At 47.7% G+C, this 10,422-nt stretch carries 7 protein-coding genes; 2 read left to right on the top strand and 5 right to left on the bottom strand.

Going from position 1 to position 10,422, the window contains the following annotated elements; translation table 11 throughout:
* Both VIM72_RS06670 and VIM72_RS06665 read left to right on the top strand, forming a co-directional pair.
* On the top strand, nucleotides 1-297 hold a 297-nt coding region (locus VIM72_RS06670; protein ID WP_332002085.1), incomplete at its 5' end, for a hypothetical protein.
* Between the two features lie 23 nt (nucleotides 298-320).
* Nucleotides 321-1,385: a TlpA disulfide reductase family protein gene (locus VIM72_RS06665; protein WP_332002084.1), complete on the top strand. Its 1,065-nt coding sequence runs from the start codon at nucleotides 321-323 to the stop codon at nucleotides 1,383-1,385.
* Between the two features lie 62 nt (nucleotides 1,386-1,447).
* Here the strand turns inward: VIM72_RS06665 and VIM72_RS06660 are convergent, their stop codons facing one another.
* The 5 genes from VIM72_RS06660 to VIM72_RS06640 are packed head-to-tail and all read right to left on the bottom strand — an operon-like array spanning nucleotide 1,448 to nucleotide 9,785.
* Nucleotides 1,448-2,539 (bottom strand): sterol desaturase family protein, encoded by a 1,092-nt coding sequence (locus tag VIM72_RS06660; RefSeq protein ID WP_332002083.1) that lies wholly within the window; start codon nucleotides 2,537-2,539, stop codon nucleotides 1,448-1,450.
* A 19-nt stretch (nucleotides 2,540-2,558) separates the two neighbouring features.
* A complete protein-coding gene (locus tag VIM72_RS06655) occupies nucleotides 2,559-2,687 on the bottom strand; it encodes a hypothetical protein (protein WP_332002082.1) in 129 nt (42 codons plus the stop codon).
* A 10-nt stretch (nucleotides 2,688-2,697) separates the two neighbouring features.
* On the bottom strand, nucleotides 2,698-5,019 hold the full coding sequence (locus VIM72_RS06650; RefSeq protein ID WP_332002081.1) for an arylsulfatase: 2,322 nt from the start codon (nucleotides 5,017-5,019) through the stop codon (nucleotides 2,698-2,700).
* 27 nt (nucleotides 5,020-5,046) lie between these two features.
* A complete protein-coding gene (locus VIM72_RS06645; protein ID WP_332002080.1) occupies nucleotides 5,047-6,543 on the bottom strand; it encodes a SusD/RagB family nutrient-binding outer membrane lipoprotein in 1,497 nt (498 codons plus the stop codon).
* Nucleotides 6,544-6,563: 20 nt separating this feature from the next.
* Nucleotides 6,564-9,785 carry a SusC/RagA family TonB-linked outer membrane protein gene (locus VIM72_RS06640; RefSeq protein ID WP_332002079.1) on the bottom strand — a complete coding sequence of 1,074 codons (3,222 nt, stop codon included), beginning with the start codon at nucleotides 9,783-9,785 and terminating at the stop codon, nucleotides 6,564-6,566.
* Between the last annotated feature and the right edge of the window lie 637 nt (nucleotides 9,786-10,422).

The following is a 10,422-nucleotide window of genomic DNA, read 5'->3' as shown; positions in this document are numbered from 1 at the left end:
GTGTATGAATATGATCACGCCTCCAAACGCAGTATTCTTATGCACGACTATGGCAGCCGGAAAATTTCACTCATGAAATTCCAGCCGTTTGCCTCTACCTATGCGGCTGCTTCCAATGCCGTTTACTATACAGCTCTCAGCAAAAAATTACTGGTAGGCACCTATATCCAGGGTCAACCAGAGAACTCCGGTATACTTGATATCTATACCGTTCCCGACATCAATGCGCAATTACAGTTATATAAATCATATTCCGGAACGGGAAAAATTGCCGGTATCGCTTACAGGGAAAGATAAACATCAACATAAAATTTTATAACATGAGAAAAATCAAAAACAACCTCCTCCTTGTGCTGCTGACGCTTTCTGCCAACGCATCCTATGCCGGGCTGCCATTTACTATCAATGGCAGCCTGCGCAAGGCGGATCATCAAACCTGGGCGCATCTTTACTACCAGTTGGAAGGCAAACAGATACACGACTCCGCCAGGATCACCGATGGCCGTTTTAGATTGACAGGCAATATAACCACACCAGTGAAAGCCAATATCTACGTTACCACTCCCTCCGATGGTAAAAGAGGACCTTATGTGGGCGCCGGCTTTTACCTGGAAGCAGGCAATATAACAGTTGCCAATGCAGATACCGGCCGGCAGATACACGTAAGCGGCACACCGCTCAATGAAGCATACAACCAGCTGAAACAGTCACTCAGCAAGGCTTCCACCCCGAAGGCCGATAGTGCGCAAAACACCTACGATGCTATTTCAAGACGCCGGCAGGATATCTACCAGGAGTTTGTAAAAAAACATCCTGATTCCTGGATTAGCCTCGATCTTGTATTGAATGAGATAGGTGGACTAACAGACCTGCAGCAGAAAGACAGCCTGTTCAATACATTGTCGCCCGAACTGAAAAACAGTACTGCCGGAATCGCGTTCACCAAAACCGTGGAACAGGCAAAGCTGCTGCTTCCCGGGAACCCGGCGCCTGATTTTACCGAAAAGGACACAGCCGGCATAGCCATCTCCTTAAAAGATTTCCGTGGTAAATATGTGCTGATCGATTTCTGGGCCAGCTGGTGCATGCCTTGTCGCGCTGAAAACCCGCATGTGCTCAAAGCCTATGAAAAGTATAAAGACAGGAATTTCACGGTACTGGGCGTTTCGCTGGACAGGTCCCGGGCCGACTGGATCAAAGCTATCCGCGAAGATCATCTCCCCTGGCAGCAGATCTCTTCACTTGATCCACAAAATGCAGAAGGAGCAAAAAAATATGCTATCCGGTTCATTCCGCAGAATTACCTGGTGAGCCCGGAAGGAAAAATTATTGCAGCTAATTTAAGAGGAGAAGAATTGAAAAAGCTGGATGAGCTATTAAAGTAATAAAAAAAGAAACCGCTCCAGACACCTGCCTGGGGCGGTTTCTTTATGCTATATCCAATATATTACACGGCTTCAGCACGTACAATGGCAGCTACCGGCTGAACAACCACCGGTGCAGGCGCTTCCTCCTCTTCACCCCCTACTACCGGCCCGTTTTGCGCCAGTTCACTACCTTCCTTCTTCGATTTAAAAATAGGCCACAACAACTGGGCATACCATTCTTCTTCCTTATAATGCTTCAACCCATAAGCAGCCGGGTACTGACGGGTTATAATCCCTGTTCCGAAGATCAGGTCCCAGATAAAAAACATGTTACCAAAATTGCCTTTATAATAGCCAACGCCATCATCTGATGTATCTGCATGGTGCGCATGATGCGTGGCGGGCGTTGAAATCAAACGCTCCATTACCCAACCAATAGGATTCAGCCAGCGGATGGTATAAAACGGCTTATCCCATTTAATACTGGAATGTGCCGCGGTGGTGATCAGTGATTTTATACCGCCTACAAAAAGCGCCGGGTAACCAAGCCCCAGGTAAGTAAGCGCAACTGTAAGATAGATCTGTGAAAAGAAGGCCGTGTAAATAATATTCTGCCGGCTCGTCATAGCCATACCCATATAAGGCGCGGAATGATGCGTACGGTGAAAACGCCAAAGTAACGGTAGCTGGTGATGCAGCCGGTGATACCAGTATTGCGTAAGATCATCTGCCACAGCCATGATGGCAAAGCCCCACCAGAAAGGTACCCAGGCGAATATATTCTTTGCATCAGGTAAAATAAACGGCAGTAACTTCAACCCGAAATAAGCAATCATCGGGCGCAGCACCACCTTCGGAAGTATAAAGCAAACTATATCCAGTGTACGTTCATTCTTCGTCCACTTATTTTCATAAAATCCTACAGAAAATTCTACAATTCCCACTACTACCATAATAGCCGGCAGCCCCCATGTTTTCAGGTTATTGAATACGGCTTCTACAAATGCAGGCGCCCGGAAACCAAGATGCTCGGAACTGGCCTGTAGCCAGGGTTTGCTGCCGCTGATATAAAACGACAGGAACATCAGCCCTATCGGCAATGTATATAGCAGTATGCTTATCAGGGAATCCCGCAGGATTGCACGCGATGGCGTTTTTACTGTTGTTGTCATAATTATCTTTTTTATGTGATCAATGATGTTGATTGAATAAAAAATGAATCAGCCAGATGCTTCCGCCAATGATGATCAGCGGCACCAGGAATATGATGATGCCGATGGCAATTTTCTTTGTTATAATAACAAGATCTGTTAACGTCATAATGGAAGATTTAAAGTGAAGGATGTATTATTTCGATATGGTTAAGCTTACCGGTAAAATTATAAGGCGATTTATACAACGGAGATACCGCCGAACCCTGGTCCCTGCCTACATCCAGCCCCTCGTCGTATGGAGAAATGGTGGCATCCGCTTTGGTAATGGCGCGCTCAGCTACTTTCTCATCGTTGATGTATAATGATTCTGTTCCGGCCGGATCTGTCAGCCGCAACGCCGGTGTATATTTCAGCTCATAACGAAGCACCGCTTTCCCGGGCGCCAGCGCCTTCGCTGAGGTAAGATCTGTTAACCGCCCGTTGTTATTATGTACCGCTTTCAGTTTTCCCTGCTGCACAAAAAAGGTAAATCCTGAAAAACGTCCGCCTACACTTAACAATACGCCTTCATTATTTACATCGTTCAGCTCTACATCCGCTTTAATGATAAACGACTGCTCTGAAAGAAAAGGAGCCGAGCGTGTAGGCACCTGCGTTATACCGGGGTACAATATAGCACTGGCTCTCGTATCCAGCGGACCACGGGTAAGGATAGCAGGAGTAAGACGGGCAGTATCTCCCAGCAGCGGGTACACTTTATACTTCCAGGCCTCTTTATCAAAAAGCTCCTGCAGCTCTTTTAGTTTTGCAGGATTGGCAGCCGCAAGATCATGCTGCTCATTGAAATCTTTATCGAGGTGATACAGCTCCCATTTGTCTGTAGTGAACGGCGTACCGCGTTTATGGTTCACCGCGGCTTTCCAGCCGTCTTTATAGATAGCGCGCCCGCCGGCAATTTCGTAGTATTGTATATGATGCCTGCCCGGGGCCGCAGCGTTGTTGATAGTATAAGCCAGGCTGATGCCTTCCAGCGTATCCTGGGGATAACCATTGATTACTTCAGGTGCTTTCAGCCCTGCAATTTCCAGCACGGTAGGCGTAACACTGTTCACATGTGAGTACTGTGTGCGTATGCCTCCTTTTTTGATCAGTTTGGGATAGAAGATCACCAACGGGTTACGGGTACCGCCTTCACTGTTGGCATCCTGCTTCAGGTAACGGAAAGGCGTATTTGCGGCCTGCGCCCACCCCACAGGGTAATTAGGCCCCGATTCAGGGCTACCTAACTTATCATACAAACTATCAATATCCTTTATCCTGCTTTCATAGTTTTCTGTAAACAAACTGCCATCTATATACTCATTAATACCATGCACATGACCGCTCAAACCGCCTTCCTTACTGGCGCCGTTATCGCCTATAATAAGTACTATCAGCGTGTTGTCCAGCTGTTTGGTATCACGCAGGTAATTCACCAGGCGGCCTACTTCATAATCGGTATGGGAAAGGAATCCCGCATATACTTCAAAGAAACGGGAGAATACTTTTTTCTCGGTAGCCGACAACGATTCCCAGGGTTTTACACCCGGGTTGCGCGGCGGTAATGTAACATCCTGCGGCACCAGCCCCAGTTGTTTTTGCCGGGCCAGTACCTGCTCCCGGTATACGTCCCATCCTGCATCAAATTTACCCTTGTATTTTTCTACCCACGACTTATCTACCTGGTGCGGGCCATGTGTGGCGCCAGGTGTGAAATAGAGGAAGAAAGGCTTGTCGGGCGCAGCAGAATGCTGCCCGGCGATATAGGAGATCGCCTTATCCACCAGCACGGTAGTAAGATGCTTTCCCTGCAGGTCAGGTTCTACCTTTACCGTATTTTCCCAGAGCGCAGGCGTATACTGGTCTGTTTCCCCGGCCATAAATCCGAAGAAGGCATCGAACCCACGGCCGGTAGGCCAGCGGTTGAAAGGCCCTGCCGGTGTGAGGTCCGGGCTGGGAGTTACATGCCATTTACCAACCGCGTAGGTATTATATCCATCTTCCCTTAATATTTCTGCTACCGTACCTTTTTCAAATGGCATATAACCATTATGGCCCGGCAGGTTTACCGCAGCATCAATAACGGTAGGCACATTCACGGAATGATGATTGCGGCCGGTAAGCAAAGAAGCGCGTGTAGGCGAGCAAATGGCAGTGGTATGAAAATTCGTATAGCGTAAACCGTTATTAGCAAGACTATCAAAAACAGGTGTTTCCACCAATCCGCCAAAAGCGCTGCTGGCGCCCCATCCCACATCGTCGAGCATAATGTAAATAATATTGGGGGCTCCCGCAGGCGCCACGGGATTAAAAGTAGTAGGCGTAATAACCGTTTGTGCCAGTGTAGTGCCCGGTTTCCCGGCGTATGGTTTCTGCGGGCTGTATTGCGCATAGGCGCCTGATGCAAAGCCCAGGAACAGCAATGAAATAAAGGATCCGGAAGAGGATGAAAAAGTCATTTCTTATGATTTAATTGACCGATAGTTTTATTTGTCCCACCACAAAGCAGGGGTTTGATATCCCGATGCTGCGGGCGTGTTTTTGTTCAACGACTGCTCATTTTGCGGGTAAGGAATTCTCCGTGGGATCTGCCCGTTGGGGTTGGCAACGCTGGTGGCATTCTTTGCCAGCGGCAATGCAGGATAACCTGTTCTCCGGTAATCCGTCCAGGCTTCCGGCTGCAGGAACAAAGCAATATATTTTTGCGTGATAAGGGCTTTTAGGTCACCGCCGGAATCACCGTTTAATATAGCCTTTGCCGTTATATACGCCTGTTGCTTTTCCGGTGTGGCGTAAGGATCTGCAGGGTTAGTCAACACGCGCTGAAATGATGCGCGTATCGCTGCTTCCAGTGCCGTTTTGGCTAAAGGATCCGCCGGGTTGATCCTCCAGCGCGCTTCCGCTTCCAGGAATTTTGCCTCCGAGAAACTACTGATCACCACCGGTGAAGTAGCAGTGCCATAGTAACTGCCGATCACTGAAAATGCACCTGGCACTCCCGGCGCACTTCCCCGGTAAGTATTGCTGCCCGCAGGGTAAGGTGTGGCGAAATAAGCGCGTCGCGGATCTACAAACAACCCCTCCGGTTTAGTGGGTGCATCTGTTACTTCGTTCCCGTTCAACAGGTTTACAAAAGAGGCCCCAAGCCCTATCCATCCCGGCCTGTTGGTATTCTGCTGGTAAAAAGGATTGGCGTTAGTGGTAGCGGCGCCAAATACCACCAGGGCATCTGCCGAGTTATCCGCTATTCCCCTGTAACGGGTGCCGTCATACAGCGCATTTAACACTGCCTGTGCTGCTGTTGTGCTGTTTATTTTAGTTAGATGGATCGCATATCTTGCCTTCAATGTATATGCAAGCGATTTCCAGCGCTCAATATTTCCGCCGTATATCACATCATCAGTGGCCGGCAATGCACCCAGGTTATTGGCCGCCGGCTGCGACAGCTCCGTAATAGCGGAATCCAGCTGCTCCTGCAGCGACTTGTAAATCGCTTCCTGTTTATCATATACCGGGTTGGTAATATTGTTGCCATACAACGATTCTTTGTAAGGAATATCTCCGAAAAGATCGGTAAGAGTACCATAGGCATATACGCTCAATACCCGGGAAATACCGCTGTAATAAGGCAATTGCCGCTGCGCGGCAGTAGTCCTCACAATTTTCAGCTCATCCAGTACTTCTACATAAAATCCCCTCCAGGTTTGATTAAAATACTGGGTAGAGGAAGCATAGTTATCAAAGGAAGCCGCATCACCGTTTGCGCCCGAAGCCTGCTGGATATAGATATTAGCGATAAGGCCCGCATTAACGCCGAGATTAAAACCAAGCGCAACTTCAGCGCCGGTAAGCACCGCGCTCACCGATACCTCCGTAGAGGCGTTGGGGTTAACATTCGCTTCCTCGAGCGAGCAGGACGCCGGCACCGTTAACATACCCGCTGCAATAAATAAACGTCCGATAGTAGATGAATATATTTTCATGTTGCTGATTACTTAATGAATTAGAAAGAAACGTTCAATGCCACCCCGTAGCTTTTTGTATTGGGCGTTGTCCAGAAGTCGATACCCGCTGCATTCGACAAACCATTACGGCTTCCCAGGTCGGGGTCACTGCCGGTATAATTGGTGGAAAGCAAAAAGTTCCTGGCGGTGAGTGTAACACTGGCAGCCGCTATATGTGCAGGTTTCAGTATCGTGGCTGGTAAGGCGTAGGTAAAGTTTACGTCTTTCAGTTTCACCCAGTAGAGGTCGTGCTCAACATACAGCCCCTGTATGTTAAATGTATTGCGGTACCATGCCTGCGATAATACCGCTTCAATAGTATTAGGCGTTCCCTTTGAGGCGGTAACGCCGTCAAAAACAGTGGTAGTGCCTCTTGCTGCTGTAGACGCATCTACACCGTTAAACACCATTTGCAAGCGCGGCGCGTTGAACAGGTCAAAACCAAAACGCCCGTCCAGTAAAAAGGAAAAACTGAATGCGCCATATCTCAATTCATTGCGTAACCCCACGTTGAAATCAGGATTAGGATCCCCGATTTTGGTAAAGGTGGTATTCACTAACGGGTATCCATAAGTGGCACTGTTTGGATTGTCGTCGATGATGGGTTTGCCTGCTTCATTACGCTTTACATCGGTACCATAGAATACACCATAAGGCTGGCCTGCCTGGCCGCGGGCTTCCATCCAGATACCGCCAAGGCTTACGTTGGTAAGGTTATCAGCGATATAGTTCACACGGCTGATGTTTTTGTTAAACAATGCGGTAGCCGTCCATGAAAATTTCCTTCCGTTGAAAATGCGCTGTTGCAAACTGGCTTCAATTCCCTTGTTGATGATGTTACCTGCATTGGTAAGCGTATAGGCGGCACCGGTAGAGTAAGGCAAGGTAACCGGTATGATCTGGTCTTTACTGCTGTTGTAATAGTAAACGGCTTCCAGTTGTGTTTTATCATGGAAGAAGTGCAGGTCCAGCCCGGTTTCCCAGGTGCTGATCCGTTCCGGCTTCAGGTTGGGGTTACCGATGGTAGCGCTGTAGCTAAGCCCCTGCTTGCCGTTAAACGGAAAGCTGATGCCACTTTGAATCCATCCTGCGCTGGTAGTAGGCACATAATAGGTTTCAAGGGAATAAGGATCGGCATCATTACCTACCTGTGCGTAAGTAGCGCGGATCTTACCAAAATTCAGGATACTATTGTTCCAGTGGAGCGCATCTGTAAAAATAAAACTGGTGCTGGCAGAAGGATAAAAGAATGCATTCTTTCCTTTGGCCAGGGTAGAAGTCCATTCGTTCCTGCCGGTTAGCTCAAGGTATAACCACTTCCGGTAATCCAGCTTTACATCTGCATACCCGGCTACCAGTTTTCTTCTGATAGTTTGATTGAATGTTTGGGTAGAAGAAGCATTGGAGATATTAAAATTACCAGGGATGGTTAATCCGTCGCCGCGGGTATTCACCTGGTTCTTCCAGGAATTATAGTAGTTGTATCCTGCCACTACGGTAAGCTGCAGATCATTGTTAAGTTTCCGGTCGCCCACCAGCAAAACATCCAGGTTGTTATCTCTCCTTGCATAATTCACATCGTTGATGGTACCGGTGGATACGCCTGAGGTACCGCGACTGAAAGCGCCTTTCCGTACATCCGTATAATTATCGATCCCGTAACGGGCAGTGGCTTTTAACCAGCTGGTGATATCCAGGGTGGCTTCCGCGAAAGTAATAAAGCGGTTCAGCTCATCTGTTTGCGGGTTCATATTAAGCGACCAGTAAGGGTTATCCCATCCAATACCATTGGCGTATGAGCGGCTGTCGCCCCAGGGTTTGTTACTGGTTGGCGGCAGCTTATATGATTCCGGGTGCTCCCAGGGTTTGGAGTAACCATTGGTGATGTCGAAGTTCGCCGGAGAATTGATCAGCGCACGTACTACGTTGGTATTAAAACCTCCCATCAGCGCCCTGTTGCCGGCTCCATCCTTGATGTAGTTGACGCCGCCGGATACTTTCAGTCGCTCATTCACTGTATAATCACCATTAAAACGGAAGGTATGCCGGAAGAAATCCGTAGTAGGAATAATACCGGTTTGCTTCAGGTTGCCGTAAGAAAAATAATACCCGGCATTGCCTGTATTACCATAGAAACTGATATTATGATCATTCGTATAGCCGTTAACGAAAAAATTGCCGATGTTATCGTAGCGGTTCACAGGTATGCCGTTGGAAGCAGGATCGCTTTTTCCAACAATGGTTCCGTTCTTATCAAAATTACTGGGCACTGAGCTGTAGGTGAGCGTATCCAGCAATGCGCCCCAGTTCTCATCTGAGCCGGTGATACCGGGCTTCACATACTGCCCGCCGATACCGTTTGAAAAAATGGTTTGTCTTGGCTGTACGCGACGGTTTATTTTATCAACAGTAAACGATCCGCTGTAACTCACACCGAAAGATTTATCAGTAAGCGAACTTCCTCTTTTTGTATTGATCACCACCGCGCCGTTCGATGCACGGATGCCATACAATGCAGCAGCCGCAGGGCCCTTCAGTATTGTTATGCTGGCAATATCCGCGCTGTTGATATCAATGGCACGGTTGGATGGCGTAGCCAGTGATACACTGTTTGATACCGGGGAAATATCCTGGATAGAGTTATCCACAGGTACGCCATCTAAAATAAACAGTGGTGCGTTATTTCCCAGCAGTGAGCTGTTGCCCCTGATCTTTATGGTAGATGATCCACCGGGAGAGCCACCGGAATTGCTGATCTGTACGCCGGTTACCTTTCCGCTGAGCGCGGCTACTATGTTGGGCTCGCGGCTGTCTTTCAATGCAGCGGCCTTTACTTCACCAACGCTGTAACCCAGCGACCTGGTAGCGCTCTTTATACCTACAGCGGTTACTACCACTTCAGACAGCGACTGCTGCTGCTCCAGTTTTATCACCTTGTTCAGGTCATCTTTGGTGATCAGTACTTCCTGCGACTGATACCCGATAAAAGTTACGATGATGGTTTGAGGTAGTTTCAGCAGGCTTAACTGGTAGCTGCCTGTTGCATCGGCCAGGGTGCCTGATGTACCGCCTTTAATACGCACCGATGCGCCTGGCAGCGCCTCCTGTGTTTTATTATCAATCACTTTTCCTCTCAGCAGCACAGCCGCCTGCGAATAAGCATTGCCGGTAAAGGACAACAATACAGCGCACAATAGTGCATTACGTAAATATCTGGACATACAAAGGGGATTAGATGTTGGAAGAATCGGGCAATAAAATGCCCATGATGACTACGCTACGCGTCATTTAGTTATTCGGATGTTTGATCGGAAAGCCTTAGCAACAACAACAACAGGCGGATGTAAATGTGCCCGCATTAAATTTTCTGCTGTCTCTATTGTTGTACAATAGCTGATTCATTGTTGAAATATTAAATTGACTGAACAGGTTGCTTCATAGAAACAACTTCAATAAAGTATGATAGCTAACAGGTTTGCTTTGTATGGTGGGTGACAAAGACTCTGGTGGTGGTAAATCCTATTAGTCTACTATAATTGTAGACAAATATACAACCGGGTTTTTGAAAACGCAAGCACTGCGCAAAAAAAAGTTGGATAACAGTTGAAAACTTCCGCTGCTATTACTTTTCATACATATTAATATCTACGGGCATCACCCCTAATGGCGCCGCTAACATTTGTTTAATGTTCTTAACCCAGGGTATTTTTAATATCGTTAATGCAACAATGTTGCATTAACGATATTTATCACTATCTTTGTCTTTCAAGGGCCATTGTAAACACAAAAAACCGGGCAAACACGACACCCGCATCTCCTGCAAAGATGTGGCGGTATATATTCTGCGAACTGTAAATG

It is taken from the genome of Chitinophaga sp., assembly GCF_036569185.1.
In the GTDB taxonomy this organism is placed as follows: domain Bacteria; phylum Bacteroidota; class Bacteroidia; order Chitinophagales; family Chitinophagaceae; genus Chitinophaga.
This window is presented reverse-complemented; position numbering and strand designations above follow the sequence as displayed.